We start from the raw sequence: 26,580 nt of genomic DNA, 5'->3' as shown, positions 1-26,580 counted from the left end.
TCATCGAAGGTCGCTGGTGGGGTGGGTGGTGTTGTTTGGTCCGACCGTTGCCGGCGCCAGTCGGCGCGCCGGGGACCAGGCCTGCACCAGGGCGACCGCCTGCTGCGGGTTGAGTCGGGGGTCGCAATAGCTGGTGTAGGGACCAGCGACCTGCGCCAACTCGCTATCACTGGCGACACACTCGGTGACGTCCTGCGGGGTCACCTCCAGGTGCAGGCCGCCGGCGACACCTCCGGCCTGGGCGACTGCCTCGGTGAAGAGCTGCACCTCCCGGGTCATCGCCGTCAGCGTGCGAGTCTTGCGACCGCCTGTCGCGAGAACCGTGTTGCCGTGCATCGGATCGCAGAGCCAGATCACCGGGTGGCCGGCCGCGCGTACCCGCTGGACCAGCCGGGGTAGTTCGTTGGCGATCCGGTCAGCCCCCATACGGGTGATCAGCGTCAGGCGTCCGGGTTCGCGGCGGGGGTCGAGCCGGTCGCAGAGTGCTACGAGCTCCGTCGGATCCATCCCCGGGCCGACTTTGCAGGCGACGGGGTTGACGATGCTGGACATCAGCGCGACATGGGCCCCGTCCAGTTGGCGAGTACGGTTACCGATCCACGGCCAGTGGGTGGAACCGAGCCACCGCCGCCCGTCGGGCATCTCCCGGGTCAGCGGCATTTCGTAGTCGAGCAACAGCGCCTCGTGACTACTCCAGACCGCAGATTCGATCGTGGACCAGGTCAGCGGCTCGGGCCGGGGCCAGCCCAGGTGGCTCATGCCGCCGCCGGCCGCCGCGTAGCCGGAGATGATCCGCAGTGGATCCGGCTGCCGGCTCGTCGCGTCAGGATTTGGCCCATTGACCAAGTGCCCACGGTACGCTGGCAGGGTGAGCCCACCGACTGTCTCGGTGGGGTTGGACCGGGGTTTGGTGAACTGCCCGGCGATCCGACCGACCCGCAGCACCGGGCAAGGCAGCCGCTCCCTCATCGTCGCCGCCATCAGGTTGATGAGCTCCATCTTGCGACGAACGTGAGTGGCGTCGCATTCCTCGGTGGGCTCGGCGCAGTCTCCGGCCTGGAGGACGTACGCCTCGCCAGCGGCGACGCGGCCAAGAAAGGCACGGAGCGCGAGCACGTCGTCGGGGCCGACCAGGACCGGGCAGGTGCGCAGGAAGTTTCGGACCTGTCGGGCCTGGTCTGGGTCGGGCCATTCGGGCTGCTGATGGGCTACGGTGACAACGTCAGGTGGCACGGCTGGTTCCTCACTGGGTCGGGCCGATGCTGGCTCGGATCAGGTGGGTATCCCCTCCCGGACGATCTCGGGCACCGCGATGCCCAGGGCGCGGAACTGCTGGCATGGATTCATGAACTCGCGCTGCTGCTTGATCCACCCGTTCTCGAAACGGAAGAAGTGCAGGAAGTGGTTCTGGTAGTGCCCCTCCGGGTAACCCGGAAAGAGAATCTTGCCCTCACCGTCGCACTCCACCCAGAAACGTTCCGGATCCTGAGTGTCATAGATTTCGATGTTAGTCCATACCCAGTCGGGAAAACAGCGCAGGGACCAGACCGCATGCTCACCGAGCCGATTTCGTCCACTTATGACGATGGGCGCACCGCTTTCGGTGGTCCAGAGCCCACCGGTGCCGTCCTCGGCGAACAGCAGGTGGCGCCGGAGCCGATCTTGGCCCCGAGTGTTCATGTAGCGCTCGACGATGGTGCGGTTGTGCGCACGCACCGAGGTCTCGTCGTTCGGGTCGCACTTCGAGCCGTTGGCGGACACGGTGTTCCTTCCTTCCTGTTAATAGCCTCAGTTCAATGGGCAGCCGGTGTCGGGAGTTCGTCGACGACCACGACGTCGATGGGGCCGGCGTCAGCGGGCAGGTGCGCCCGCAGCCACTCGGCCAGGCGGGTGGCGAGCAGGTCTGCGCGGTGAGCTGCTGCCGGTACCATCGCGAGCGGCTGATCCAGGATTGCTGGTGTCCGGTACGTCCCGCCGACCGTCGCGTCCGGGGAACCTGGGGGCAGGAGCACGGCCTCGAAGTGGTCGACGTGCTCCGGGCAGAGGGTCAGGACGCAGGCGAACCCGGTCGCGGAGCTCACCTGCTCGCCGAAGATTTCCGGGTCGAGGCCTCGGACGCCGCCAGCCAGCAGCTCTCGGGCATACGGCAGGTTGCCTTGGCGCAGGGCTCGCCAGACCGCCGTTTCGGCCGCCACCCGCGCGTTGGGGATGTGCAGCACCCGCACGGCGGTGCCGGTCAGACCAGACGTGAGTGCGTCGACGTCGTCGATGTCGACTTCCCAGCGCCAGACGGGGTTCTCCGAGAGGTCGACGACGGCCCGAGGTGCCTTGTGCAAGACCACGTCGTACCGATAGCGGGACAGTTCGTTGTGGTATCGACCAGCCTTGAGTCGCACGTCGACGGCGGCGACAGCCGGGTTGGCGGCCGGCAGCATGGTGAAGAACTCTGGGCGTACCAGCAGTTCCTCATCCAGGTTCTCGCCCTTTCGGGCGAGGTGCTGGACGACCGCTGGTTCGGTGGTGCGGGAGCGGCCGACGGCGACAGCGGCGTGCAGGACCGGTGCCGCTCGTAGGTCCCGGATGTCGCCGAGGAAGATCGCCCCCCCGTCGACCAGCAGGGTAAGCGCCCGGTTTATCACAGCGCTGAGGTAACGCTGGTGCGGGAAGAGTTGGACGACCGAGTTGATCACGATGGTGTCGAAGTACCCGGTCGGCAGCCCGTCGATTCGGTCGGCCCCCTGGGCGCGCAGCTCGACTCGGTCGGCGATGTCGGCATCGGCAGCGACCTGCCGACGGAGCTCCTCCACAGCGGCCGAGGAGAGGTCGGTGCCCCAGTACGCCTCGCAGTCGGCGGCGAGGTGGGCCAGGAGCAGCCCGCTGCCGACACCGATTTCCAGCACCCGACGCGGCTCGAGAGCCCGGACCCGGGAGACGGTCGCCGCCCGCCACTCGCGCATCTCGTCGAGCGCGATGGGTTGGCGGGTGTAGCTGCTGATCCAGCCGTCAAAATTTTCGCCGAACCGCGAGCCCGCGGAGGATCGGTAGAGCCGGTCGTAAATCTGCTGCCACTCGTCGAGTTGCCGGTGGATCACTTCCTCGCCGCCGCTGTTGATCTCGGCGACGGGCACCACGTATGCGACCGGTCCACGCTCGCCTGGTACGACGGTGGCGGCCGCGACCTGGTCGTGGCGCGCCAGCAGGCGTTCGACCATGCCCGGTGCGGCGGCCTCCACCCGGCTGGCACCGTTCGTCGACGGCCGGAATGGGCGCTGGGCGGTACCGAACTCGATCATGGCAGGCCTCCGGAGCGGGGTGGGTCGTGGATGACCGTTTTGCTGCGCATCAGAAACTCGGCGAGGTAGCCGTCGTGGGGCAGGCCGGCTGTCATCTGGGACGTGGGATGGTCGCCGACGTGGACGTTGCCGATGGTCGGCTCGGTCACCAGCCGCTCGATCAGCTCGGTGTCGTGGGTGAACGCAGTGAGGACCAAGCTGTTACGCAGTGGACCGACCCCGTCTGCCCGGCGCCACGGTGCCACCCAGACGCATGGAAAGGGCAGCTCCACGGCAGCCTGCGGGGCGTCCGCCCGGTCGAGCTGGTGCAGCGCGGGACGCAGTGCCGCGCTGCCGTCGCCGAGATCCTCGGCGACGCCGTCGCCGCCGAGCCAGGCGCGGGTGCCGGAGGCCCGGCGGAGCAGATGCCGTTCGATCGCCCGCGCCGCACCGCTGGGCTGCACTGGCAGTACGGCCCGGTCGTCCTCCGGCCGGTACGCGCGGAACGCGGCCAGCCGCGCGGCCAGCTCGGCGCAGAGCGGCGCGGGATCGCCCTCGACCAGGATCGCGGTGGCGTTGACACAACCGGTTCCGGCGTTGCCTGCGATTGAGTCGATGATGGTGCCCAGGTGCCGCCGCCAGTCCGCCTCTGCGGTGAGCAGGATCTTCGACCGGCCCGGTCCCTGAGGAAGCACCGTCGGGTCGCCGACGTACCGACGTACCACCGCGTCGTCGCCGTAGACCATGCTCAGGTCGGCGCTGCGGACCAGGGTCCCCGCGTGTTCGTGGTCGGTGGGGAGCAGCGCAGCCTGGTCGTCGTCGAGACCCGCAGCGCGCAGCGCCGCGATGAGCCGGCGCGGGGTGTACGGGTCGCGTCGTGAGGGGCGTACCGCGACCCGGTAGCCGAGGGCGAACGCCTCCGGCCATAGACTGTGCGTCCCGGGATGGTTGCCAGCGGCATTCACCGCGAGGACTTCGCCTCGGCGCAGCCACACCCCGCTGCCGGAGGCGGTGGCCGGAGCCCGCCAGTCCCTGACCGTGCCGGCCGGACGGGCGCACTCGACCGTCTCTGCCACCTGGGCTAGCCGCTCGGCGGTGGTCCGGGTGGCGGCGCGGACTACTGAGATCGGTATGCCGCCGACCCGGCTCACCGCGTACTGGTACTGATCCACCGACTGGTCTGCGAGGGTGGCCGAGGCGAACATCCCAGCTGCCTTGGCGACCAGCGCGGCCTGCTCCTGTGCCGGTCGCGCCGGGGCCCGACGCAGTGCGGCAACGGTACGCTCGATGTAGAGCGGTGGGACCAAGCTCAGTTCGGCGACGACCTCGCCGGCCACGTCGGTGAGCGTTTGCCGGCGTCGTGTGCGGTACGACCCCTCCGGGCCGAGCGCGTCGATCTTTGCGGGTGGGACACGGGAAGTCATCAGTAGACCCCCTCGATGACGGGTTCGTCCTCGAAGGTGCTCACCGGGGCGATGTCGGCCACCGCGTCGCCGACCTGCCCGGGGCGGGCCGCCACCCGGGTCGCCTCGTCGCGTTCCAGGTTGTTCGGCAACAGGAACGACTTGCTGACATGGTGAGCAAGCACCCGACCCCGCTCGCCGTATGGCACCGGCGTCAGATCCTCGGAGCGCACCACCTCGAATGTGATGTACGGAGCGAGCCCGTCGAACACGCACGCCGCCTCGGCGGGCAGGCCGGGACGTTCGCCGGCCATTCCGAGCACCATCGTGCTGCCGTAGTTGCCACAGAGCACAGCGTCCGGGAATACCTGGGTTCGGTAGAGCTGCCGCGAATCCGGGTCGAGCTGGGTGCCACCCCAGCGGATGGCGCGTACCTGCCGACGGATCAACTCCACCAACTCCTCACGGCGGGCCATCCGTTCCAGAAGCGTTGGCGTAACCGTCATCACGCCGATCTCCTGGGTACGCAGCACATGCTCGACCTGGTCGACGACGTGTTCGGCGTACGCGTCGGCAACCTCGCGGTGGCCCTGGGCAAGTTGCCGCCGGACCCACCGCGGGTCCATGTCGACACAGAATCCGTACCGACCGTGGGTACTCGCCGACCGTCGGAAATACTCCCCAACGATATGCGGGCCGGTTGGAACCACCCCCAGCCAGTCGACCGAGCGTGGGAACCCGTGCGCGTCGAGGTTCGCGTTGCTGGCGGCGAGCATCCGATCCAGCCAGTCACGCATCAGCACCACTCGCTTGGGCAGTCCAGTGGTGCCGCCGCTGTCGAAGACGCCGATCACCTCGGGACGGTGGCCGTACCCGCGCGGGATCAGATCCGCTACGCGGGCGGTGCGCAGCTCGGCGACGACGTTCGGGAAGAGCCGCAGGTCGGCGTAGGACTTCACATCCGCCAGGGGATCGAAGTGCAGGGTGGCGGCGCGTGCCAGCCAGAACGGCGCTCCGGTCTCGGGCTGGAAATGCCACCGCATCGCGGCGCGGACGTACTCGTCGGGGTCAGGATTGACGTCGCGGGGCAGGTCGAGGAGATCTAGTTCGGCTGTAGGCACGTTTGACTCGCTCCAACTCGAAGACACTGGTCAGGCGGCGTGCACGGACGCTCGGGGTAGCGGTCACACCCGGATCAGGGTGGCGGACCAGCGGCCGGCCGAGATGCCGCAGAGCGCCACCACCTCGCCGGGACGCAGTTCGCCGCTGTCCAGCTGCACCGCTAGCGAGACGAGTTGGTCCGCGCCGCCCATGTGGCCATGCTCCGGCGCGAGCGCGGCGTTGGTGCGGGCAAGCGGGATCCCGAGCGGCTCCGCGATCGCGGCGATGCTGCTAGCGCTGTCGTTGAGGTAAATCAGATGCGCGATTTCGTCTCGGGTCAACCCGGCTCGTGTGCAGGCACCGTCGATCGCATCCAGCATGCGCGCGTATCGGCTCTGCAGATATGACCGGAGCACTGCAGGGTCGTTGCCAAACCTGGCCCGCACCTCGGCGTGTCCACCCGGCGCGGTGGTGCTCGACCAGCCCGGCCGAGGCAACGGCTGCACCGCACCGCCGAAGTCCAAGCGCAGCAGATCACAGTGCTCGGGGTCGGTGAACTGCTCGGTCGCCAGCCATCGGTTCGCCGGATGCCCGCGCCGTACGATGGCCGCTCCGGCACCGTCGCTGATCACGGCGTTAACCACGTTCATCCGGTTGCGGTGGAACTCGCTGACCCGGTTGACCGCTACGAAGAGGGCAGTGGAGACCTCGGGCTGCATCGCCATCGTCGCAGCGACGTAGTACAACCCGTGCACGCCCGCTGCACATCCCTCGTCAAGCAGCAGGGTCTGCACCTGCCCGATCTTTAGGTTGCGGGCGAGCGCTGCGGCTCCGTCCCAGTAGAGATACTCTGGGACGTCCGAGTTGGTGAACACCACCAGGTCGATCGAGTCCGCTTCGATACCGAGTCGGTCGATGGCCTGCTGCGCGGCCGTCGTCGCGAGGTCGGTGGCGTGCACCCCCTCCGCCGCCCGGTGGTAGGTGCGGTAGCCCCAGTTCGTCACCCGCTCGGGGTTGTCGACGTAGCGGGCGGCGGTGGCGGCCACGTCCTGTTCTTGGCCGAGGGCGATACCAAAGCTAGCTATTCCGAGATCCACGGTGGGTCGGGCCATGCGCGCGTCTCCTCGTGAGCGGTCCGTGCCGTCGGGGTGGGGTGGCTCGGTCAGGGCGGGGGAACACGGGAGGCCAGCTCCGCCGCTGCGGTCGCGAGGTTCTGCTCGAACAGGAGCATCAGGTCGTACTCTGCGCCGAATTGTTCCTTGGCGTACTGGCAGAGCCGCAGCGCCAGAATTGAGTGCCCACCGAGGTCGATGAAGTTGTCCTGGGCGGAGAGCTCTGGCTCACCCAGCATTTCGGCGACCCATTCGACGGTCTGCCGCTCCACCTCCGCATTGCGGTCTTCGGTCTCGGTCATCACCGTTCTCCCTTCTGCCGTTCCCAGGCGCGAGCGACCGTGTCCCGGTCGACCTTTCCGTTGATGGTTCGGGGCAACGCCGGCAGTTCCTGGTAGGCTGCTGGCCGCATGTACTGCGGCAGCACTCGTCGGACGTGCTCACGCAGCGCCGGGACCTCGACTCGCGATCCGGCTTCGGTTGGGACGTAGGCGCAGACCAGCCGTTCGTCCTCCGGGCCGAACCGCCGTACCCAGACCACCGCCGAAAGCACAGCGGGATGATCGGCGACGGCGGCCTCCACGTCGCTCAGTTCGATTCGGTGGCCACGGAGTTTGACCTGTAGGTCCTCCCTGCCGCGGTAGACCAGGTTGCCGTCGGCTCGGACTCTGACCAAGTCGCCGGAGCGGTAGTACCGCTGCGGCGGGCCACCGTCCGGAGAGGGCAGCAGGGCGAAGCGTTCGGCGTTCAGATCGGGTCGGTTCAGGTAGCCCGCGCTGAGCTGGGGGCCGGCGAGCCATAGAACCCCCTCCTCACCGATGTCGGCGTCCTGGCCGTCTGGGGTACGGATCCGATGGGTGAAACCGGGAAGAGGCCGACCGACCACCGAGACATCGCCGTCGAGGTCGTCCTCGGTAACCTGGTGGAAGGTGGCGTGCACGGTGACCTCTGTTATCCCGTACATGTTCACCAGCATGGGCCGGCTCAGCCCGAACCGTTTCGCCCACGGCCGGAGCACGGCAGGGGTCAGCTTCTCGCCCGCAAAGACGACGTACCGCAGGGCGGGCAGGTCGGCCTGCGCACGCAGCGCCGCACCAGCCAGCCCGTTGAACGCGGTAGGGGTGACGTTCAGCACCGAGACGCCCTCGTCGATGACGGTGTCCAGGCACTTCTCCGGGGAACGCGTGCTCCAGTAGGGCAGCACCACCAACCGGGCACCGGTGGTGAACGCGCCCCACATCTCCCAGACCGAGACGTCAAACGCAAGGGAGTGGAAGAGCAGCCAGCGGTCGTCAGCGGTGAACGCGAAACGCTGTCCAGCGGCGGCCAGTAGCGCGGTCACCGCGCTGTGCTGGATGCGTACCCCCTTGGGAGTGCCGGTGGTGCCGGAGGTATAGATGACGTACGCCGTCTCCCCTGGTGCGGGTGACGAGTGCCGCAGCCGCGCCAACGGCTCGTCCCGTAGCCGCCGCAGCTCTGCCCCGGTGAGCACTGGGCGGCCGTCGACGGGGCAAGCGTCCGGGTCACCGACCAGGGCGGCCACCTCGCTGTCCTCGACGATCAAGCGGTTACGGGCGGCGGGGTTGCGCACGTCGAGCGGTACGTACGCGGCGCCGGCCCGCAGGATGCCGAGGATGGCCACGATCGCCTCGGCACTCGGCGGCATCCGCAGCGCTACACGGTCGTCTCGCCGTACCCCGCGCGCATGCAGCGCCCGCCGGGCCGTCTCGGCCCAGGCGTCGAGTTCGCTGTACGACAGCGACTCGCCTCCCGCCACCAGCGCGGTCCGCTGCGGGTACGCGGCGACCGTGCGGGCGAAAACGTCAACGAGGTTGACCGGTGCCCCAACCGGTTCGGCACTCATCGCGTGCCCTCCCCTTGGCAGGGCGCGACGGGGTTCGATAGGCAGAGTCGGCGGGACATCGTCACCACCCGCTCGGCCTGCACTCGAGCCGCCTGCCGGGTGACGTCGTCGATCGAGCGTCGCCCGCCCTGCGTGCAGTACGACGTACCGTACGGATTGCCGTCGGCGTGCTTGTGTGCATCGGTGTATCCAGGCGCTACGACGATTCCGCCAAAGTGGTAGAAGGAGGTGGTGAGCGCCAGCAGCGTCGACTCCTGGCCGCCGTGCGGGCTGCTGCTGGCGGTGAATGCGCTGTAGACCTTGTCCGCCAGCAGTCCTCGCCGCCAGGCCCCGCCGAGCGAGTCGATGAAGTGTTTGAGCTCGGTGGCCATGTTGCCGAACCGAGTCGGTGTCCCCATCAACACCGCGTCGGCCCAGAGCAGGTCCTCGGCGGTGGCGACTGGGACGTCGACAGTGGCTGCGGCGTGAGCCGACCATCTCGGGTTCGCCTCGATCACCGATCGGGGGGCGAGTTCGTTGATCCTGCGCAGCCGGACCGCCGCGCCGGCCTTCTCCGCCCACAGCGCGATCTCCCGCGCTATTTCGGCTACCGTGCCGGTGGCGGAGTAGTAGACGACGGAGACGTTCGGATTGACGGTGAAGGTCATGGTGGCCCTCCTCAGGTGGCGCGGTGGAGCCGTTCGGGGCGGTCAGGGTTGCAGGCGGGTGGGGCGCCAGTCGTCGCCGTCGCGGTGGTAGTGCAGCCGGCGGTGCAGGCGGTCCGGGCTGGCCGACCAGAACTCCACCTCGGCTGGTTCGAGGCGGTAGCCGACGAACCGGTCCGGCCGCAGAAGCGCTACCCCGGCCTCGGCCAACTGCTGAGCAGCCGCCCCCAGCGCGGCCGGGTCGGGCAACGGCAGGCTCTGCTGGGAGGCCACCGACATGGCGTGCAGGGGCACCGCGCGAGCCGCCCAGAGCGCGTCGGACTCCGCGTCGGGTACCTGCCTGACAGGGCCGGAGATGACCAGCTGACGGCCGAGCTCCCGCCAGTAGAACAAGCCGGAGGCCCAACCGGTGGCGGCAATGTCGCGCCCCTTGCGGCTGCACCGGTGGCTGGTGAAGAGCACCCCCTCGGCACCGTTCTTCAACACGGCGACGATCCGGTTGGAGACCCGGCCGGCTTTGTCGGCTGTGGCCAGTGCCATCGACTGGGGCTCACGCACCCCCAGCCGGACCGCCGTGGCGAGCCACCGCTCGGCGATGCTCAGCGGCTCGGCCGGCGGGGTGTAGTACTCGGGGAAGGCGAGGTCGATCTCCGCAGTAAGCGATTCGAAGCTGCTGCTGTCCACGGTTGCCTGACCTAAACCATGATCGTGCCGCGGGCGACGACCGCCCCGTGGCCGCTGACATATACCGAACTGACCCGTTCGCCGGCACCCTGCGCGACGGCGCGCATCAGCGAGGGTCGGCCGATCTCCACCCCCTGCAGGATCTCGATCTCTTGGCCGTACAGGGCGAGGCCGTGCCGAGCGAGGTAGATCGCCAGAGGGCCGGCCGCCGAACCGGTCGCGGCGTCCTCGACCACCCCGTACGCCGGGGAGAACATCCGACTGCGCCAGCGGGTACCGCAGCCGGCAAAGCAGTTGGCAGCCATGTCCGGCAGGGCCGCCAGGGCGCGGTGGTCCGGACGCAGCGCGGAGAGCGCGGCGACGCTCTCCAGTCCGACGAGGACGTGACGCGGCCCGTTGTGGTAGACTTCGACTGGGGTTGTGGCTACCTCTACGCCGAGTGCCGCCAGCACCTCGGTCGGATGCTCGTAGCCACGCCAGGTCGGGGTCGGCTGACGCATCCGGATCGTCATGAAGCCGTCAGTCATCACGCCGGAGATCTCGACCGGGGTGACACCCATCCGGGTTTCCAGCCGTAGTTCGCGTCGGCCCAGAGTATGGCCGAGGGCCACCGCCGTCCCGAGGATCGGGTGTCCAGCGAAGGGCAACTCGTTGACCGGTGTAAATATCCTGATCTGGGCGTCCGCTGCCCCTTCCGCCGGCAGTACGAACGTCACCTCGGAGAGGTTCATTTCCCGGGCGATCCGCTGCATTGTCGCGCCGCTGAGGTCTGCGGCGTCGAAGAAGACCGCTACCGGGTTTCCTTCCAGCGGCCTGCTCGCGAAGGCGTCCACCACCATGTACTCGTGCACCGCCGACTCCTCACTGTCGTCCCGGGGCTGGCTGGACCATCGCGTCGTCCGGCACCCGGGCGTCGAGCGCCCAGCGCAAGGCCTCGGCGGTGATCCGTAGCCCGTCGAGGGTCAGCACTGATTCGGGATGAAACTGCATTGAGGCGAAACCGGGGCCGCGCAGCGCGTGCACCTCGCCGGTCCTCCGCTCGCGGCTCAGCCGCACAGGGCCGATCCCGTCGACCGCCAGGTCGTCTTGGTCCCCGTGCAGCACGTACGTGTTGTAGAAGCCCACTCGCTCGCGGGCACCGAACAGGTCGATCTCACGCTGGGTACCCTGGTACGGGTTGCGTCGGCGGACCAGATCGAGGCCGAGGCGTTGCCCGAGTACCTGGTGACTCAGGCAGACGGCGACGAAGGGCTGTCTCACCGCCAGCAGGAGGTCCACGCTGCTGTGCAGCCCTGCGATGCGGGGGTCGCTAGTGTCCCGGGGATCACCCGGACCAGGGCCAAGCAGCACCAGGTCGTGGCCAGTGAGCTCGTGTGGCTGGTCAAAGCGGATCACCGTCACGACGAGTCCCAGCGCGCTCAGCTGTTGGCCGATCATCGCGGTGAAGGTGTCTTCCTCGTCGACCACTAGCACCCGCAACTGGGCCAGTCCGGCAGCGTCGGTCCGCCGGGCAGCGTGGTCGCGCAGCCAGAAATCCGCGATTCGGTCGTTGCGGCGGCGCAGCGCGGAGCGGACCTTCGGGTGCGATCCGAATGCTGTCGGCGGTTGTTCCTGCAGGACACCGAGCAGCCCGGCGGCCTTGGCATGGGTCTCGGCGACCTCGGCGTCCGGTTCCGAGTGCCGCACCAGGGTTGCACCGACCCCGATCTGAAGCCGCCCGTCTGGGGCGATGTCGGCGGTACGGATGAGGATGGCCGAGTCCAGGGTGCGCTCCCCGGTGGCGTCTCGGCCGACGAGCGCTGCGATGCCGCCGTAGTACCGCCGTCCCTGCGGCTCGTACCGTTCGATCACTCGGGCTGCGCTTTCCAGTGGGCTTCCCGTCACGGTCGGCGCGAAGAGCGTCTCGCGCAGTATCTCCCGCACGTCGCGGACGGTGTACCCGTCGATGAAGTACTCGGTGTGCGCCAGCCGTGCCATCTCCCGTAGGTAAGGACCGACGACCCGACCTCCGCCGTCGCAGATCCGTGCCATCATCTTCAGCTCCTCGTCGAGCACCATGTAAAGCTCGTCGATCTCCTTCTGATCGCCAAGGAACCGGGTGATGCCGTCGAGAGTGGGGCCGGTGGTGGGGTATCGGTACGTTCCGCTGATGGGGTTCATCGAGACTCGGCCGGCGTCGAGGGATACGTGCCGCTCCGGGGTGGCACCGACGAGCGTGCCTGTCGGGGTGTGAACGACGAAGGTCCAGTACGCGCCCTGTTCCCTTTCGAGCAGTCGGCAGAAGAGCGCGACAGCGTCGCTCGGTGAATAGTTGGCGATCCGGGCAGTGAAGGATCGCTTGATGACGAAGTTGGCGCCCGTGCCGGTGCCGATCTCATGCTCCACGATCCGCCTGATAATCTCGGCGTACTCGCTGTCGGCCAGGTCGAACCGGCCACCGCTGAGCCGGACTGCCCGCTTTGGCACCGCCGTCAACAGCTCGTCCCTGGCCAGGGTCTCCTGCTCACTGATCGCCAAGGCGACCAGTGGCGCGCGGTCGTCGCGGGCGGCGAAGCCCCGTTCGATGATCTGCCGGTACGGCACCAGCAGCAGCGTCTCGTGCGCTGGGCCAAGCGGACCGGCGGGCCGGGCAGGCAGCACGACCTCGGCGAGGGTAGCCGGGTACGAGACCTCGCCGATCAGCGCGTCGGTGGTGTCGACGCCGCTGCCCGGACGATGCAGCAAGGCGAAGGCCTGCGGTTCCCCGGCGAGGATCCGGTCGAGCAATCGGCCTGCGCCCTGCCTCGTCGGAGTGTTCACGCAAAGACCCTCTCCGTGACGACGACCTGCCCGCACCGTTGCGCGACGTAGTCCAAGGCGAATCGGTGGTGCAACGCGGTGAAATCGCCGATGGCGTCGGCTGCGACGAAGGGTTGAATGTCGTTGGTGAAGGCATCGATCGCGGTCGCGAGCACGCCGATGTGCCCGAATACCCCGCAGAGGACGATCTGGTCGCGGCCGTCGGCACGCATCCACTCCAGCAGGCCCGAACGGTGGAAGGCGCTGTACCGCCACTTCACGAAGATCCGATCGGCGACGCCCGGCTCCAACTCGGGCACGACGTCACGCTCGGCTGGCTCGCCGCGCATGCCGCCACCCCAGAAGTCGTGTAGCAGCCCACGTTGCTGCTGACTCATCCCGCCGGGCTGGGCGGTGTACGCGACCGGCACACCGAGTCGCACGCAGCGGTCGCGCAGCCGGACCGCGTTGATGACCAGATCGGTTCGGAGCGGCTCAGGCAGAGCGCCGACGAAGTAGCGCTGCATGTCGTGTACCAGCAGCACCGCACGCTGCGGGGCGAGCGGCCAACACACGACGTTCTTCGGCAAGGCCTCCTCGGTCGGGAGGGGATAGGATTCGATGTCCTGTAGGCCGACCATCAGGGGTTCTCCCTCCGACGGGGGTACTTTCGGGTGGGCGATGGGCCGGGGCCTTTCTCACAGCAGCATGCTCACGTCGCGGGGGTCTCTGCCGACCAGTGCCCGGCCGTAGACCTGCTGGGGGATTCCCATGCCGAAGCCGGCGTGCCGGCTGCCAACGTGAACGTCCCGCCAGAGCCGCTGCAACGGGTTCGACTCGTGGAAGGCCCCGGATCCGTACGCGGTGATCAGCACATCCATCGCCTCGCGGCAGAGCCGAGTCACCTCGGTCGAGTCCATGCGGGCGCGGGCGCGGGTCTGAATGTCCGGGTTGGCATTGGCCGCTGCCGCTGATTCGATCCGGTCGATGATCCCCTGGGCGAGCAGCTTCGCTGTGTCGATCATGGTGGCGGCGGTGGCCAGGTCGAGCTGGAGCGTCGGCGAGTCCGCCTGGGTCCGGTACGTGGAGCCGGCCACCGGCCGGGATTCGGCGTTGTCTTGGACGTAGCGTAGTGCGGCGTCGGCGGCTCCGATCAGCGACCCGAGCAGGCCGATCGCGAAGACACCGGTCAGGCTGTTGCGGTAGCGGTGTTCTGGATCGATCAGGCCATCCGTCTCGCCGTGTAGTACCGGCAGGTACGGCAGCAGCCGGTGCTCTGGGACGAAGATCCGATCGCCGACCACTGTGTTGCTGCCGGTGCCTCGCATGCCGACGAAGTGCCACGCGTCAGTCACGGTGAGCTGTTCCATGGGTACCAGGGCAAAGTAGGGAGTAGGCCTTTCGCCGCGGTCGACCAGGACCAGCATCCCCATCCAGTCTGCGTGCAGACTGCCCGACGCGTACGGCCACCGTCCGCTGATCCGGACCCCGCCTCCGACCACTTCGGTGTCGGGGGCGGGCCGGCCCAGCACCAGGGCGCTGCTGGCATTCGGGTTGTCGCCCCACATCTCCTGCTGCGCTCTCTCGGAGAAGAGCGAGACGACGAAGTTTCCGACATTGAGTACTCCGGTGACCCACGCGGTGGCGCAGCATCTGCGGCCGATTTCGATCGAGACGTCGAGCAGTGTCCGTAGGTCGGCCTGGTGTCCGCCCCAGCGTCGAGGGGTCATCAGCCGCAGGAGCCCGGAGTTGACCAGCTCCTTGACGACCCGGTCGGTGAGCCGGCGCGTCTGGTCGTTCTCGGCCGCGTCCTCGCGTAGTAGCTCGCACAGGTTCGTGGCCCGGGTGACCAGGTCGGAGTGGGTCGCGACCTCGGCCGCCGACGTGCGGGTGGCGGTGTCCATGGGCATTCCCGCCTCCTCTCGTTTCAGTCGTTGTGGAGACGTTCGGGATGGCCGTCTGCGTCATCTCATCGGCCACAGATCATCCGGTTCCGTGTCAGGTCTGTGTCGCCGCCGACTCTTGCGCGCCGACTACAGTCCAATCCTCCCAGGCACGGATACGATCCTGGTAAACGGTTTTTAGGAGACTCAACACAGCATCGTCGAATACCGCTCGTAGTGGCGGTTCCGGACTGTCAACGATGTGCATCAACGGCGTGACCGTGGATATCGGATCGCCCGGTGGGTAGCCCGAAGAGGGTGCAGCGGACTCGGCGTAGGGCGAACTCGGCACCGCCCATACGGCGGATTTTCCGCGCCAGTCGGTACGATACGGTCCGGGCTCCAGAATGGTAACTCGTATTCCGAAACGGACAACCTCCTGCGCCAGCGAATCGGAGAGCCCTTCCAGCGCATATTTCGAGGCGTGGTAAAGCCCGAGCATCGGCCACGAGGCGATCCCGGCGATACTGGATACCTGCACGATATGGCCGCTCCTCTGCGCCCTCAGAATCGGCAACGCGGCTTGGACCACCCAGAGCGGACCGAAGAAATTCGTGTCCAACTGGGCTCGAGCCTCGTTCTCGGTCACATCCTCGACCGAACCGAAGAGTGCGTATCCCGCATTGTTGACCACGACGTCGAGTCGACCAAATCGCTCGTGAGCAGCCCAGACGGCGGCGCGCACAGCGGCGCGGTCTCGAACGTCTAGGTCGAGCGGAAGAATCCGGCCCCCATACCGGTCGACAAGGGCGTCGAGCACCAAGGCATCTCGCGCGGTCGCCGCAACCCAGTCGCCGCGCTCCAGTGCGGCCTCGGTCCAGACTCGGCCAAACCCCCGCGATGCACCGGTAATGAACCAGACTTTCGGCGTCACATCTTCCTCCCGGTTCTCACCAACCCGGTTTACGATAGAGCCATCTTGACACCGTACGCGCATTCCGAGAGCCTTGGTCGGCCACCACTAGAATGCAGTGAACAGGTGCACGCCCAATAAGCAGACCCACCAAGGCGCAAACAGAGCAGGGCCCATAGCGTGGTAGCCAATAATACTAACAACGACCAGAAACGAATTTGCTCCACCCTCAAAAGCCCTCGACCGGACACGCCTCCCTGGACGACGCTCGTCGATCTCGTCCTCATTTCTACCCGCAGGCAAGCTGAGTGTCAATACCCGCTCTCACATTCGAGACGCACGGCAAGAACAGCTTGGCCCCAGGCGTCGTCGATCTAGAACAATTACTTGCCACCGCTATCAGGATGGGATATGAAGGTTGACAAGACGCTTTCAAGATCGGCATTAACAATCTAGCTGTGGTCGGCCGGTTGTCCGTAAGCCGCCAACTCGAGGGGTTCCAACGCGCTACGCCGGCAGACCGCTCAGAGCATAGGCATACATAGCCATCAGAGATGGATCGTGGGGGGAGGAAGTTCAGGTCAGTACCAGTTCCTCCGGCTCGCGAGGTGGCGGCGGCACCTGGAACGCGGCCCGCGCGCACCGGATGAACTCGCGCAGCGCCGGGCTGGTAGCGACCGGCCAGACGAGGCTCAGCAGGGCGGGCGCCGGCGCGTCGTGGATCGGCAGCACGGTCAGGTCCCCCCGATGTGGCGCGCCCATCGACTCACTGAGGATGGCGACACCGAGCCCCCTGGAGGCCAGGCTCACCACAGCGGTCGGAGCGCTGGCCTGCAGGGCGATCTCGGGTTGCAGCCCGGCGGCGGCACATGCCTGGTCGAAAACCGTCCGGGTGCCGGTGCCGGTCGGCAGGCACACGATCGGAAAATCAGTGATGTCGGCCAAGTCGGCGCTGCCGCGCTTGGCCAACGGGTGGTCGTTGGCCACGATCGCGACCAGTCCTTCGCTGATGATCGGCATCGCCCGCACCCCGGCCGGGGCGACTTCGGCTGTGCCCACCAAGGCCACATGTGCGTCTCCCACCCGGACACTCTCGATGAGCCGGTCCGAGTTCCCCTCGAAGAGCACGATCTCAATGCCGGGGTGAGCCCGATGGAACGCCGCGAGCGCGTCGAAGAAGGAGGCGACGGTGCATGCCATCACCATCCCCACCACGAGCCGGCCACGGATCAGCCCGTTCACCTCGTCGACCGATTGACGCAACGCGTCAGCCGAGGCGAGGACGGCCCGGGCATGCTCCAGCGCGGCGGCACCCGCCGTAGTCAGGGTGGCCCGCCGCCCTGACCGGTCGATCAACGCCGCACCCAGGTCATGTTCGAGTTGGCGGATCTGTGAGCTCACCCCGGACTGGCTGATCCTCACCCGCTCTGCTGCGCGGGTGAAGTTCCCCTCCTCGGCCACGGCCACGAAGTACTCGAGTTGCCTCAACTCCACATCCGGCGATTCTACCGGCGTATTCGGAACCTGGCCGCCGGTCCATGATGGATCCCATCGGAGCACAGTCGATCACAACAGCTCACTCTGAGTGATTCACCGCCCACCGAGTGCAGCTCATCTGGTTCAACGGGTTGGCCGCGCCGAATGTCTCGGCTGGCGCGATCCTTGACAGACAGGCGGGCCGGCCGTGATTCGTCAGCCAGGCCGGACAGGGGAGCCCAGGCGGTCGAGCGCGATTCGTAGCCGCGCTGGGCCGCTCCACAAAAGGGTTGAAGCGGACGTCCGATCCCAGACCGTCGACCTCACGGATCTCCCACCTGATGCCGCGTTCGGGGTCACGCTTCGTGAAGGAGGAAGCTTCGAGGTCGGTGGCGCCCGTCTTTGTTGTGCGGAATGTGCCAGATCGCGGCGCTCACCTTGCGCCCTACGAATCGAAAGGTTAGCTTCGATTCCCCTTCAGGATCGCAAGATCAACAGCAGTCCGAGCTGCGGGATGCAGGTTGAACCTTTCTTGTTGTGCGGCCGGCGTGAACGGCGCGTGACACGTGGGTGCCACGCCCGCCGACGGTTTCCCCTCGCGTCCCGGCTTGTTGGCCTGCCGTTTCGCTGCTGGCCCAGTCCCAAGTTCCCGAGGGTCGAGGAGGATGGGGCGGCCCCCACCTGCGCCTACGGGCAGCAGGTTTCGCTACCTGGCGGACACCCTCCTGGCCCGTCTTCACCACCAGCGCCGCCTGACCGCGACCTCGCGAACCGGTATCCCGGAGGGTTGCAGGGGGCGTTCGACGACGGGGCGGATCGTGTGGGGAGTGACGCGGTCGCGTTCGTGCTCCTCGGCGAACCAGGCGGCCTGCTCGTGCGCGCCGAGGCTGTCCAGGGCCTTCAGCAGGTCGGTCACCAGGATGTCGAGGCGGTGAGTCTCGGCCTCGGCAGCGAGGAACCGTTCATGGTGGGTGACTGCCCGGTGGCCGCACCACTGGCGTAGCAGTTCGTGCCGGGGCCGGACATGGCTGCGGTACCAGTCGTACTCCCATTGCGGTGACGTGGTCCGGTCGTCCCGGCCCCGACCGGTGGTGTTCGGGCCGCCGAACTTGCACTGTGGCGGGACTCGGCTTCCTGCTCGATGACCAGGTCGAGGACCTGGGTCGCATGGGCGCGGCACGCGGCCTCGACCAGGTAGAGGGTGCCGGCCGGCGACAGGATGGTCCGGCCGTCGTGGTCGAACCATTCGGCCGTAGCGAGGATGTCGTCGATCGGGCCGCTGATGATCTCGCCCAGGCGGGACCTGTCGTGGATGTCGGTGGCGCAGGACACCGGGGACCACAGCAGTTCGGCCACGTCCGGGGCGATCAGGAGGAGGAAGATCTCCTCGACGCAGGCCTCCTCGATGTCATTGAGGCTGGAGTCGCCGATGCGTTGCCAGTTCGACATCAACGCGTCGAAGGCCCCGACCTCGGTCCACGGCACCCGCAGCCGCGCGCCGGGCAACGGGGACCAAGTCGGCGGCGAGCAGCCCGGTGGCCTGGGTACGCAGGGATCTCCGCCGGAGGTGTCGGGTGTCGCGGGGTGCGGGGCGGCCTTGTGCCAGGATTCGACGGATGGCCACGTGGGACCAGCAGCAGATGGGTGCTCGTGTGCGCACCTTCGGACGCCGGCCCGGCACCTGACCGTGCCCAGCGTAGGACCGGCCAGCCGGGCCATGCTCGGGCACGGTGGTGCACCGCGGCGGTAGTAGTCCGGCCCAGGTGACCTCGATCAAGCGCTCGCGGCTGTCGGCATCCGGCAGCGCTGCGTGCCGCGTCGGACGGCGGGCCGCCGGTGACGGCCACCGCGTCTCCGCTGGTGCACGCGGCCGGCGGTGATCCTGCTGCTGATCGCGCTGGCGCTGTCGGTGTCAAACCCCCGAGGGCTAACCCTAGCGGGACACCGCCTGAGCTGGTCGGCCCAGCGGCGAACACGGGGGCCTGACCGGTCATCGGCAAGGATGGTCACGTCGCGCGCTACCGTGGACGCCGTGACGAGGAAAGCAGCGACTGGGGTGGGCCACACGGCCCGCCTTGCGCTGCTGCTGGCGACCGCCCTCGGGCTGGCGCTGATGCACACCCTCGGACACACTGGTGTCCGCGCTGACCCGCACCCGGCGATGGCCGGCATGCCCACGATGACGGCGGGTGCCGCCGGGATGATGGGGGCCGTGGTCACCGCGGCGCAGCCGTGCCCGGACGGGCACTGCGACGGCCACGGTGGGCACAGTTCCGGCGTCTGGAGCGCCTGTCTGGCGATCCTGAGCGGCTTGGCCGTGATCGTGATGCTGCTCTGGCTTCTCACCACAGTCCGAGGCCATCGCCTGGTGTCCGTGCCCGCCGAGCTGGGGGCCGTGTCCCCGCGAGCGCCACCAGATCGGACCACCGGGCTCATGCTCGCCTCGGCAGCGGTACTGCGCATATAGCAACGCCACCTCGACGGCGACCCGCCTGCGGTCGTGTCGAGGCGTTCGCGCGTACCCGACATCCTGCCGAAAGGTTACGACCCGCAATGATGCGTACTTCCCAGCTGCCCACTACCGTGCTGCGCCGCGGCCTCCTCGCCGGCGCCGCCGTCACCACCACTCTCGTACTGTCGGCCTGCGGCGGTAGCGATCAATCCTCGAGTGACACCGGCGTGAACCACGGCGCCACCGCCACCGCCTCGCCGGCCGCGTCGGCGGTCGGCACGTTCAACGACGCCGACGTCACCTTCGCCCAGGCGATGATCCCGCACCACCAGCAGGCGGTGCAGATGGCCGACATGGCCGACGGTCGCGCCGCCGACGCCGAGGTCAAGCAACTCGCCGGCAAGATCCAGGCCGCGCAGCAGCCCGAAATCGACACCCTGACCGGCTGGCTGATCGCTTGGGGCAGGCCGGTCCCGGAACCGCACATGAGCGTGGGCTCCGGCATGGAGCACGGCTCGATGCCCGGCATGATGACCGACGCCGACATGAAAGAGCTCATGGACGCCAAAGGTGCGGCGTTCGACAAGCACTTCCTGACCATGATGATCAGTCACCACGAGGGTGCCATCGAGATGGCCCAGACCGAGGTGGCGCAGGGCTCCAACCCGGAGGCCAAGGCCCTCGCGCAGAAGATCATCACCGATCAGCAGGCCGAGATCGCCACGATGAAGACCATTCTCGAACGCCTCTGACCTCGTAACGCGCCGTCGGGCGGCCAAGCACAACAGGCTTGGCCGCCCGCTGCCCGCTGTACACCGGCAGGCGCCTTTGGCCGCGCACCGTCCGGTGACCGGCGTGGCACATCCGCGAAATCCGGCGGGATGAACCGGATCTTTGTTACATTTGACGTTCGGCATGTCGGGGTGCTGATCGGAAAGGGTCCATGCTCCAGCTGATCGTGCGGATGGCCACCGTGGCGCTGCTGCTGCTCTGCGGCGCCATGCTCGATCACGCGCCTCAGCACCCTCACCACAGCCATCCTGCCGCCGCAGCCGGGGCGCACCCGGCAGCGCCGCCCGCATGCGACGGTGCCGCGGTATCGGCCGACCAGGCGCATCAGGGGCATCCGTGCACACCGGCGGCGCTACCGCAGCAGCCCATGACCGGCGACGTCGACCTGCCCTTGGCCGCGGTCCCGCCTCCCGCCGACGACCACTCGATTGCTGCCGCCACCGCGGCTGACGCCGCCCACCCGCCCGGCAGACACCACCACAGCGTGCTGTCGCTGACGAGCGTGTACCGGAGCTGACAGGTCCCGCACGCCGCCGACTCAAGCCCCGCCCTGCCCCGGCAGGCGCGGTCCGGGACCGGCGACCTGCCTCTGCGACCTCTGCTCATTCCCGCAACCGACGCCACATGGTGGCGCCGGGCGGCGGGCCACATCTGCGAAAGCGGCTACGCACATGATCGACGTGACTTTTCCCCGGCCGCACCGCCGGCCTCTTCCCGCCCAGCTCGTCTCCAGCTCCACCTGCCATCACCTCGACCAGCTCGTCGGCAACACCCCGGTCCTGTGGACCCGCGACATCACCACCACCACCGACCGCGGGTTCTGGGCCAAACTCGAAGGCCACAACCCCGGCGGCATCAAGGACCGGCCCGGCCTGCACCTGATCCAGTGCGCCCACGACCGCGGTGACCTGCCCGAAGGCGCCCCGATCGTAGAGTCCACCTCCGGCACCCTCGGCCTCGGACTGGCGTTGGCCGGACTGATCCACGGCCACCCGGTCACCCTGGTCACCGACCCCGGCATGGAACCACCGCTACGAAACCTGCTGACCGCCTACGGCGCCCGCATCGACCTGGTCGACACCCCGCATCCGACCGGCGGCTGGCAGCAGGCCCGCCGCGACCGCGTCACCCAGCTCCTCGCCGACCACGACGGCTTCTGCCCGGACCAGTACAACAACCCCGACAACGTCGACGCCTACCAGAGCCTCGCCCTGGAGTTGGCCGCCCAGCTCGGCCGCGTCGACGTGCTGGTGTGCAGCGTCGGCACCGGCGGGCACAGCGCCGGCACCGCCCGCGTGCTACGCGAGTTCTTCCCCGGCCTGCGTCTGGTCGGCGTCGACGCGTGCGGCTCCACCATCTTCGGCCAGCCGGCCCGGACCCGGCTCATGCGCGGGCTCGGCAGCAGCATCCACCCTCGTAACGTCGACTATCCGGCCTTCGACGAGGTCCACTGGGTCGCCGCAGCCGAAGCCGTGTGGGCCTGCCGCAGACTGGCCGGCGGCCACTACGTCAGCGGCGGCTGGAGCGTCGGCGCGGTAGCCCTCGCCGCGTCCTGGCTGGCCCGCACCCTGCCCGACGACACCCGGATCGCGGCGATCTTCCCCGACGGGCCACACCGCTACGCCGACACCGTCTACAGCGACGACTACTGCCGCCACCACGACCTGCTCGGTCCGCAACCGGCTGCCGACCCCGATGAGATCCGGCATCCCCGCGAACGCGAAGTGCTGCGCTGGACACGCTGCACCCACGTCATCGACCCCACCGCCGGGGACGTCCCGTGACCGGCACCCTGGCTCAGATCCGGTCGTTCAACCGGCCGGTGCAGCTGCTGTTGGTGAACCAGCTGACCATCAACATCGGTTTCTACATGCTCATGCCGTACCTGGCCGGCTACCTCACCGGCGACCTGGCCATGGCCGCATGGGCGGTCGGCCTCGTCTTGGGCGTGCGCAACCTCAGCCAGCAAGGCATGTTCCTGCTCGGTGGCACCCTCGCCGACCGGTACGGCTACAAACCGCTGATCCTGGCCGGACTCGGCCTGCGCGTGGCCGGGTTCGGCCTGCTCGGCATTGCGGCGAGTCTGCCCGTCCTGATCGTCGCGTCGGTGCTGACCGGGCTGGCCGGCGCCCTGTTCAATCCGGCGGTCCGCGCGTATCTGGCCGCCGAATCAGGCGAGCGCAAGACCGAGGCGTTCGCCGTGTTCAACGTCTTCTACCAGGCCGGCATCCTCGCCGGGCCCATGATCGGCCTCGCACTGCTGGCCGCATCATTCAGGTGGGTATGTGCGGTTGCCGCGCTGCTGTTCCTGCTGCTGCTGATCGCCCAGGCCCGCGCCCTGCCCACCCGGCACGCCCGGCACCCCCCGACCGGCCCCGAGGAACGCGAAGCTGCGGCGGATTGGCGGCAGGTGCTGCGGCACCGCGGTTTCCTGCTGTTCTCCACCGCGATGATCGGCTCCTACGTGCTGAACTTTCAGGTCTATCTCAGTCTGCCCATCGAGGTCCGGCGCGTGACCGGCTCGGAGACCGGGGTGGCGATCCTGTTCGCTGTCTCCGGGCTGCTCACCGTGGCCGGGCAGGTCCGTACCACCGCCTGGGCTACACGCCGGTGGAACCCGCCGCAGGCCATCATCCGCGGCCTGGCGCTGATGGCGGTCGCGTTCCTGCCGCTCGCCGCCACCGCCGGGTTCACTCCCGCGGTCGGGGCAGGGCCGTGGCGCACGACGCTGGCCCTGGCTCCCGTACTGCTGAGTACGGTGCTGCTGACGGTCGCGACGATGATCGTGTACCCGTTCGAGATGGCCACCATCGTAGAGTTCGCCGGGCAACGCCTGGTCGGCACCTACTACGGCCTGTACAACACTCTCGCCGGTGTCGGCATCGCCGCGGGGAACCTGCTGACCGGTGCGGCCCTCGACGCCGGCTCCCGGCATGGCTGGACCGCCTTGCCCTGGCTGCTGCTGACCGCCACCGGACTGCTGTGCACCGCAGCCGTCGGCTACCTGTCCCGTGCCGGGCACCTGGCGACCGCGCCCGGCGCAGCGGCCGCCCACCCGGCGCGACACCGCAACAGCGCGACACGCTGACCGCCGAGTCTCGGGTGGGCCGTCATGCCGGCGCCCCACCCGAGACAAGGCAACTGCTGCTCCCCAGGAGAAGCCGCGCAGTGATCTGCTTCCCAACCGAAGTGACGCCGCCTTCCGCCCGGCGCATCGCTCACCCGGCAAGGGCCAAACCTCCGGCGCCTGACTGCCGGGGCGCTGTCCCAGGGCGGGAAGATGACCTGTCCTGGTCCTGACCTGCGCACCCGATCGACCACGTGAATGACTACAGATGGAGAATCGTGAGTATGAGACGACTTTTTCTTGTCGGTGCGGTGTCGGTCCTGACGATGGCAGGCTGCACCGGCACCGGCGATCCGGCGCGCGTCGCGGGCCCGGCTCCCGCGACTGCGGCGGCGTCGGCCGAGGCGCAGCTGCTGCTGGCCCGCTACGGCTTGGCGGGTAAGAGCACAGTCGAGGTCATCGACCGGCTCGACCGGTTGGGCCTGCAGCAGCGCCCCGCCGAACTTAAGGCGTCCGTGCGGGCCGGTGAACTGCTGATCTCCGACGGCGGACAGGAGCACAGCCTGCCCATTCCCGCAGACCGGTTCTACCTGTCGGTCGGCCCCTACCTGCAGCAGACCCACGACTGCTTCTTCCACGCACCCACCGGCTGCAAGGGCGAACTGGCAGGCAAACAGGTACAGGTCAAAGTCGTGAACGATGCCGACGGCACAGTCCTGATGGACGAGTCGCGCACCACCTTCGCCAACGGCTTCGTCGGGTTGTGGCTACCGCGCAACATCACCGGCACCCTGCAGATTACCTCCGACGGCAAGACCGCCGAGTCGAAGATCAGCACCAGCGACGATGCCCCGACCTGCCTGACCACCCTACGACTGGCCTGACCACGGCGGCCGATGGCCTCGGTCCGGCACCGGCCCGGCAGACTTCCCTTGCCGGCGAGCTCGTCGCCGGCGCCGATGACTGACCGTCCAGCCCCTGACGTCGACCGGGTCGGGGCCGTCCATCGGGACCGGCCCGGCCCAACGGTCACCACGATCGGCCCCGGACATGGCGCCAGACGAGGTGATCACGATTGGATACGGCCCGCCACTGCGTGCCCGTCGAAGCCCGGCCGTCAGGCACCGACCCACCGACATCCACGACGACACCGTTTGCGTGATCGACCTGCCTGGCTACCCCGTCGTGGCCACGTGACGGTCAACGGCGACGGGCACAGCTGACCGTCGCACCGACAACGGTGGAGCCGCATCGAGGCATCGCCGGTTAGCGGTCATACAGGCGGGAATCGTCAAGACGGGCACCGCCGTGGGTGCTGCCGCCGAAGGCGTGCAGCGCGTCACCACCCCAGCCCTTCGTACCCCCGGGGGGGTATGGGTATGGCTGTTGGTGGGCGGCGACGTTGCGCCGCTGACGTCCGACGGCAAGGAGATCGTGATGGCTACCCAGACCCACACCGTGACCGGCATGACCTGCTCGCACTGCGTCAACTCCGTCAGCGCCGAAGCCGGCGCGATCCCCGGTGTCACCGATGTCACCGATGTCCAGGTCGACCTCGCATCCGGCACGGTAACCGTCACCAGTGACCAGCCCGTCGACGAGACCGCGGTGGCCGCGGCCGTCGACGAGGCCGGCTACGAACTCGCGAGGTAGTCATGAACACCGCCATCAAGCTGGGCGGCTTCGGGATCGGGCTGGCGGCCGTGTTCACGGCCACCCTCGGCCTCGGCGGCCTTTTCCCGGCATCCGCACCCGCCACCCCGGCCGCGCACGGCGGCCACACCGGCACACCATCCGAGCAGAGCGCCCCGGCAGCGGTGCTGCCGGCCGGGCTACAGATCAGCCAGGACACCTACCGGCTCACCCCACTCAGCGGCAACCTGTCGACCGGTGCGCCGCAGCCGTTCCGGTTCCAGGTCACCGGCCCGGACAACCGGCCGGTCACCGCCTACACGACCAGCCATGACAAGGACCTGCACCTGATCGTGGTCCGCCGGGACCTGTCCGGCTTCCAGCACGTGCACCCCGAACTCGACAGCGACGGCACCTGGTCCATCCCCCTCGCGGTACCCGCCGGGCAGTACCGCGTCTTCGCCGCCTTCCAGCCTGTAGGGTGCCAAACTAGATTCCGGCTGCTGACCTGCGGTTCGAGGATTCGTTGAGGCGGCTCGGTGGTACTCGTTGATGGTTCCTCCCAGCCGTCGTCGGCGTTGAACGACGCCGTCGATCGGTACAAGTACCTTCGGGTCGTGGTTGGGTGGCAGCCGATCGGTACTCCCGGATCTCGGGGCTGACCGGTGGGCGGCCACCACGGCTTGGGTAGGTCCAGCAACGTCGCACCAGCCGGCGGTGCCAGGCCAGCGGGGTCGCCGGGGTCACGATTCGGTGGGCGCGGACCGGACGGGGTAGGAATCGGGCGAGCGCGGACAGGATTGCCCGTCTGGCCAGGACAGCCGTGGTCGGCTGTGGACTTGGCGGCGGAGCACCGCGACCTCGTGGCGCAGCGCCAGCAGCTCCGCGAGCACGGCACTGTCACTGCGGGCCGCAGCGAGAAGGCCGTCGAACACGCGGATCGCGTACAGATAGATCCACTGGAACGCCATGACCATGAAGGTGTCTCAAGTTGGCGATGGACCAGCTCACAGCGCGTGCGACAGATATTGGCACCGTACAGGTACTCGGGCAGGCCCGGTCCCAACTGACGGAGGCTGGTGGAATTCTGGGTGAGGCATCGCGGTCGGTGGGCGCCGTGGCGCAGCAGCCGTCGCCGCAGGAGACCATCACCGCGCTCACACCGGCGGTGGCCGCGACGACCACCGTCAACGGCCATGTAACCGGGGCGGCAGCCGCGGTCGACGAGGCCGCGTTGCCCTTCTCGCGAGCGTCCATGCGTCCGGTTGTATTGGGGACCGAGACGGTACGCCGGGTGGTGGGTGCTCCTTGGGTGCTCGGACGTCGGGGAACTGACACACGCGCTACGGGGACGCAGCCGGATTCCGGGCCTCCCGCAAGATGGGTCAATCCATTGATTGGCCTGTATGCATAGCGCTTGCGAGCCCAGGACCTGCACGGACGCCGCAGGACACAGCCGGACTGTAATAGTTGCTATTGGACAGAACTAGCGATAGAGTCGACTTTA

At 68.3% G+C, this 26,580-nt stretch carries 27 protein-coding genes; 8 read left to right on the top strand and 19 right to left on the bottom strand.

All coding sequences use genetic code 11. The annotated features are described in order from the left end of the window. The 18 genes from O7623_RS22575 to O7623_RS22490 all read right to left on the bottom strand — a co-directional run bounded on the left by O7623_RS22575 (position 1) and on the right by O7623_RS22490 (position 18,636). Positions 1 to 1,233 (bottom strand): 3-deoxy-7-phosphoheptulonate synthase, encoded by a 1,233-nt coding sequence (locus tag O7623_RS22575; protein WP_282225010.1) that lies wholly within the window; start codon positions 1,231 to 1,233, stop codon positions 1 to 3. Positions 1,234 to 1,272: 39 nt separating this feature from the next. Beyond that, positions 1,273 to 1,761, bottom strand: coding sequence for a PhzA/PhzB family protein (locus O7623_RS22570; protein ID WP_282225009.1), 489 nt, complete (start codon positions 1,759 to 1,761; stop codon positions 1,273 to 1,275). Between the two features lie 32 nt (positions 1,762 to 1,793). Next, complete coding sequence (locus tag O7623_RS22565; RefSeq protein WP_282225008.1) at positions 1,794 to 3,293, bottom strand: class I SAM-dependent methyltransferase; 1,500 nt, start codon at positions 3,291 to 3,293, stop codon at positions 1,794 to 1,796. After that, positions 3,290 to 4,696 carry an aldehyde dehydrogenase family protein gene (locus O7623_RS22560; protein WP_282225007.1) on the bottom strand — a complete coding sequence of 469 codons (1,407 nt, stop codon included), beginning with the start codon at positions 4,694 to 4,696 and terminating at the stop codon, positions 3,290 to 3,292. The genes O7623_RS22565 and O7623_RS22560 overlap by 4 nt, the downstream gene beginning before the upstream one ends. Further along, positions 4,696 to 5,796 (bottom strand): hypothetical protein, encoded by a 1,101-nt coding sequence (locus tag O7623_RS22555; protein WP_282225006.1) that lies wholly within the window; start codon positions 5,794 to 5,796, stop codon positions 4,696 to 4,698. Before O7623_RS22555 ends, O7623_RS22560 begins: the two co-directional genes overlap by 1 nt. Positions 5,797 to 5,859: 63 nt before the next feature. Further along, the gene (locus tag O7623_RS22550) at positions 5,860 to 6,888 is read right to left on the bottom strand and encodes a 3-oxoacyl-[acyl-carrier-protein] synthase III C-terminal domain-containing protein (protein ID WP_282225005.1); all 1,029 of its coding nucleotides are present in this window, start codon (positions 6,886 to 6,888) and stop codon (positions 5,860 to 5,862) included. Between the two features lie 50 nt (positions 6,889 to 6,938). Then, the gene (locus O7623_RS22545; RefSeq protein WP_282225004.1) at positions 6,939 to 7,190 is read right to left on the bottom strand and encodes a phosphopantetheine-binding protein; all 252 of its coding nucleotides are present in this window, start codon (positions 7,188 to 7,190) and stop codon (positions 6,939 to 6,941) included. Next, positions 7,190 to 8,752, bottom strand: coding sequence for an amino acid adenylation domain-containing protein (locus O7623_RS22540; RefSeq protein ID WP_282225003.1), 1,563 nt, complete (start codon positions 8,750 to 8,752; stop codon positions 7,190 to 7,192). Before O7623_RS22540 ends, O7623_RS22545 begins: the two co-directional genes overlap by 1 nt. Then, entirely contained in the window at positions 8,749 to 9,399 is a 651-nt protein-coding gene (gene wrbA / locus O7623_RS22535; protein ID WP_282225002.1) for an NAD(P)H:quinone oxidoreductase, read from the bottom strand. Before wrbA ends, O7623_RS22540 begins: the two co-directional genes overlap by 4 nt. Before the next feature lie 42 nt (positions 9,400 to 9,441). Further along, positions 9,442 to 10,080, bottom strand: coding sequence for a phenazine biosynthesis FMN-dependent oxidase PhzG (gene phzG / locus O7623_RS22530; protein ID WP_282225001.1), 639 nt, complete (start codon positions 10,078 to 10,080; stop codon positions 9,442 to 9,444). 11 nt (positions 10,081 to 10,091) lie between these two features. After that, positions 10,092 to 10,931 carry a PhzF family phenazine biosynthesis isomerase gene (locus O7623_RS22525; protein ID WP_282225000.1) on the bottom strand — a complete coding sequence of 280 codons (840 nt, stop codon included), beginning with the start codon at positions 10,929 to 10,931 and terminating at the stop codon, positions 10,092 to 10,094. Positions 10,932 to 10,941: 10 nt separating this feature from the next. Continuing rightward, entirely contained in the window at positions 10,942 to 12,879 is a 1,938-nt protein-coding gene (locus tag O7623_RS22520; protein ID WP_282224999.1) for an anthranilate synthase family protein, read from the bottom strand. Continuing rightward, on the bottom strand, positions 12,876 to 13,499 hold the full coding sequence (locus O7623_RS22515) for an isochorismatase family protein (protein ID WP_282224998.1): 624 nt from the start codon (positions 13,497 to 13,499) through the stop codon (positions 12,876 to 12,878). Before O7623_RS22515 ends, O7623_RS22520 begins: the two co-directional genes overlap by 4 nt. A 57-nt stretch (positions 13,500 to 13,556) precedes the next feature. Continuing rightward, positions 13,557 to 14,768 (bottom strand): acyl-CoA dehydrogenase family protein, encoded by a 1,212-nt coding sequence (locus O7623_RS22510; protein WP_282224997.1) that lies wholly within the window; start codon positions 14,766 to 14,768, stop codon positions 13,557 to 13,559. A gap of 88 nt (positions 14,769 to 14,856) precedes the next feature. Next, positions 14,857 to 15,675: an SDR family NAD(P)-dependent oxidoreductase gene (locus O7623_RS22505; RefSeq protein WP_282224996.1), complete on the bottom strand. Its 819-nt coding sequence runs from the start codon at positions 15,673 to 15,675 to the stop codon at positions 14,857 to 14,859. 555 nt (positions 15,676 to 16,230) lie between these two features. Beyond that, the gene (locus O7623_RS22500; protein WP_282224995.1) at positions 16,231 to 17,148 is read right to left on the bottom strand and encodes a LysR family transcriptional regulator; all 918 of its coding nucleotides are present in this window, start codon (positions 17,146 to 17,148) and stop codon (positions 16,231 to 16,233) included. A 718-nt stretch (positions 17,149 to 17,866) separates the two neighbouring features. Next, positions 17,867 to 18,046 carry a hypothetical protein gene (locus O7623_RS22495; protein ID WP_282224994.1) on the bottom strand — a complete coding sequence of 60 codons (180 nt, stop codon included), beginning with the start codon at positions 18,044 to 18,046 and terminating at the stop codon, positions 17,867 to 17,869. Further along, the gene (locus O7623_RS22490; RefSeq protein ID WP_282224993.1) at positions 18,043 to 18,636 is read right to left on the bottom strand and encodes a hypothetical protein; all 594 of its coding nucleotides are present in this window, start codon (positions 18,634 to 18,636) and stop codon (positions 18,043 to 18,045) included. The genes O7623_RS22495 and O7623_RS22490 overlap by 4 nt, the downstream gene beginning before the upstream one ends. A gap of 526 nt (positions 18,637 to 19,162) precedes the next feature. Here O7623_RS22490 and O7623_RS22485 point away from each other — a divergent pair. The 8 genes from O7623_RS22485 (at position 19,163) to O7623_RS22450 (ending at position 25,603) form a co-directional block, all read left to right on the top strand. Continuing rightward, positions 19,163 to 19,597 carry a DUF6153 family protein gene (locus O7623_RS22485; protein ID WP_282224992.1) on the top strand — a complete coding sequence of 145 codons (435 nt, stop codon included), beginning with the start codon at positions 19,163 to 19,165 and terminating at the stop codon, positions 19,595 to 19,597. A gap of 116 nt (positions 19,598 to 19,713) precedes the next feature. Continuing rightward, positions 19,714 to 20,334, top strand: a complete 621-nt coding sequence (locus tag O7623_RS22480; protein ID WP_348775103.1) for a DUF305 domain-containing protein — start codon at positions 19,714 to 19,716, stop codon at positions 20,332 to 20,334. Positions 20,335 to 20,525: 191 nt separating this feature from the next. Continuing rightward, positions 20,526 to 20,891: a hypothetical protein gene (locus tag O7623_RS22475; RefSeq protein ID WP_282224990.1), complete on the top strand. Its 366-nt coding sequence runs from the start codon at positions 20,526 to 20,528 to the stop codon at positions 20,889 to 20,891. 154 nt (positions 20,892 to 21,045) lie between these two features. Next, positions 21,046 to 22,158, top strand: a complete 1,113-nt coding sequence (locus O7623_RS22470; RefSeq protein WP_282224989.1) for a PLP-dependent cysteine synthase family protein — start codon at positions 21,046 to 21,048, stop codon at positions 22,156 to 22,158. Beyond that, positions 22,155 to 23,462 carry an MFS transporter gene (locus O7623_RS22465; protein WP_282224988.1) on the top strand — a complete coding sequence of 436 codons (1,308 nt, stop codon included), beginning with the start codon at positions 22,155 to 22,157 and terminating at the stop codon, positions 23,460 to 23,462. Before O7623_RS22470 ends, O7623_RS22465 begins: the two co-directional genes overlap by 4 nt. Before the next feature lie 290 nt (positions 23,463 to 23,752). Then, a complete protein-coding gene (locus O7623_RS22460; protein WP_282224987.1) occupies positions 23,753 to 24,325 on the top strand; it encodes a CueP family metal-binding protein in 573 nt (190 codons plus the stop codon). A gap of 553 nt (positions 24,326 to 24,878) precedes the next feature. Then, positions 24,879 to 25,094, top strand: coding sequence for a heavy-metal-associated domain-containing protein (locus O7623_RS22455; RefSeq protein WP_282229513.1), 216 nt, complete (start codon positions 24,879 to 24,881; stop codon positions 25,092 to 25,094). Positions 25,095 to 25,096: 2 nt separating this feature from the next. Continuing rightward, the gene (locus O7623_RS22450; RefSeq protein WP_282224986.1) at positions 25,097 to 25,603 is read left to right on the top strand and encodes a hypothetical protein; all 507 of its coding nucleotides are present in this window, start codon (positions 25,097 to 25,099) and stop codon (positions 25,601 to 25,603) included. Positions 25,604 to 25,816: 213 nt separating this feature from the next. Here O7623_RS22450 and O7623_RS22445 read toward each other — a convergent pair whose 3' ends face one another. Continuing rightward, complete coding sequence (locus O7623_RS22445; protein WP_282224985.1) at positions 25,817 to 26,044, bottom strand: hypothetical protein; 228 nt, start codon at positions 26,042 to 26,044, stop codon at positions 25,817 to 25,819. Between the last annotated feature and the right edge of the window lie 536 nt (positions 26,045 to 26,580).

Source organism: Solwaraspora sp. WMMD791, from assembly GCF_029581195.1.
GTDB lineage: Bacteria > Actinomycetota > Actinomycetes > Mycobacteriales > Micromonosporaceae > Micromonospora_E.
The sequence above is the reverse complement of the archived record's forward strand: the minus strand, read 5'-3'. Positions and strand labels throughout refer to the sequence as shown.

Coding starts and splice junctions, on each gene's coding strand:
- O7623_RS22565 (WP_282225008.1), bottom strand. CDS start 3,293: ATGATCGAGTTCGGTACCGCCCAGCGCCCATTCCGGCCGTCGACGAAC.
- O7623_RS22560 (WP_282225007.1), bottom strand. CDS start 4,696: ATGACTTCCCGTGTCCCACCCGCAAAGATCGACGCGCTCGGCCCGGAG.
- O7623_RS22550 (WP_282225005.1), bottom strand. CDS start 6,888: ATGGCCCGACCCACCGTGGATCTCGGAATAGCTAGCTTTGGTATCGCC.
- O7623_RS22545 (WP_282225004.1), bottom strand. CDS start 7,190: ATGACCGAGACCGAAGACCGCAATGCGGAGGTGGAGCGGCAGACCGTC.
- O7623_RS22540 (WP_282225003.1), bottom strand. CDS start 8,752: ATGAGTGCCGAACCGGTTGGGGCACCGGTCAACCTCGTTGACGTTTTC.
- wrbA (WP_282225002.1), bottom strand. CDS start 9,399: ATGACCTTCACCGTCAATCCGAACGTCTCCGTCGTCTACTACTCCGCC.
- O7623_RS22515 (WP_282224998.1), bottom strand. CDS start 13,499: ATGGTCGGCCTACAGGACATCGAATCCTATCCCCTCCCGACCGAGGAG.
- O7623_RS22510 (WP_282224997.1), bottom strand. CDS start 14,768: ATGCCCATGGACACCGCCACCCGCACGTCGGCGGCCGAGGTCGCGACC.
- O7623_RS22475 (WP_282224990.1), top strand. CDS start 20,526: ATGCTCCAGCTGATCGTGCGGATGGCCACCGTGGCGCTGCTGCTGCTC.
- O7623_RS22470 (WP_282224989.1), top strand. CDS start 21,046: ATGATCGACGTGACTTTTCCCCGGCCGCACCGCCGGCCTCTTCCCGCC.
- O7623_RS22455 (WP_282229513.1), top strand. CDS start 24,879: ATGGCTACCCAGACCCACACCGTGACCGGCATGACCTGCTCGCACTGC.
- O7623_RS22450 (WP_282224986.1), top strand. CDS start 25,097: ATGAACACCGCCATCAAGCTGGGCGGCTTCGGGATCGGGCTGGCGGCC.
- O7623_RS22445 (WP_282224985.1), bottom strand. CDS start 26,044: ATGGCGTTCCAGTGGATCTATCTGTACGCGATCCGCGTGTTCGACGGC.